We start from the raw sequence: 961 nt of genomic DNA, 5'->3' as shown, positions 1-961 counted from the left end.
AGAAGCAAATCAGTCGCCACATCGAAGCGATACCGGTGCTGTTTCGTGAATACGAGAGTAAAGCGGTGGGGAAATACAGCTTCACTGAGGCGGCAAGCAAACTCGACAGTCAGTTCGACCGCATCGGTCGGGTCGACTTTGTGGTGGCGTCGCTCAACTTAATTAACGTGGTTTCGCAAATGCAAACGCTGCAGGCGCTCCAAGAGTCGGCGCCTCACCCCGATACGCGTCGTCAAGAAATGACGCTGGGTTACACCGTGGCTTGGTTTATCAATAACACCGGTGCGGTCATCAAAGGATTGTCGCTGAGTAAAATTCAATCTGATACTGAGCTAATGGGTCGCTCACTTAAGGTGCTAAAAGCAGGAAGAAGCGCATTTGACATTACTGATGTACTCACTGCTGAGCGCTACGTGGCACACTCATTGATTGCGGGTGTGGCCGGTGTGATGGCGGCTGGCCTTGAAGGTTGGCAAACCATGGAGGACTTTGCGGCATCAAGGAGTTCGTCAGAGCGTTGGTTGTTAGGTGGTAAATTTGCTGCTCTTGGGATGCAAGGACTTAGCTGGGGCAGGCTTGTAGCCCGAACGCTAAGTACTCGTTTCGCTTCGCTTGCCGTTGGTAGCGTTCTTAATGGGTGGATATTAGCGGCAAACTTCTGGGGCGCAGCGCTGTATGCGGTGGTGACGATTGCGCAGCTAGTGACTCAACGAACGCCACTTGAAACTTGGCTCAATCATTCTGTCTGGGGTAAAGAGCCGGATGGGAACCTCAATGCGGCGGATGAATACCATGCTTTATTAAAATTGCTTAACCAACCAACAATACAGTCCATTCCTACCAAGCGACACATCGCCAAAACGGACTCGATGACGGACACCATGGTCAATTTTGAGCAAGGTATCACGCTACTTCTGCCGAACGCTTATGAAGGGGAAGTAGTCACATTGAGCGTCGGGGC

General features: G+C 51.5%; 1 protein-coding gene. It reads left to right on the top strand.

The window, feature by feature from the left end; translation table 11 throughout:
• The coding region (locus KIV40_RS05130; protein WP_285348141.1) for a hypothetical protein at positions 1-961 on the top strand (961 nt) is incomplete at both ends.

This window comes from Vibrio sp. D173a (genome assembly GCF_030248475.1).
Note: the sequence above shows the minus strand (reverse complement) of the source record. Positions and strands in the feature narration are given on the sequence as shown.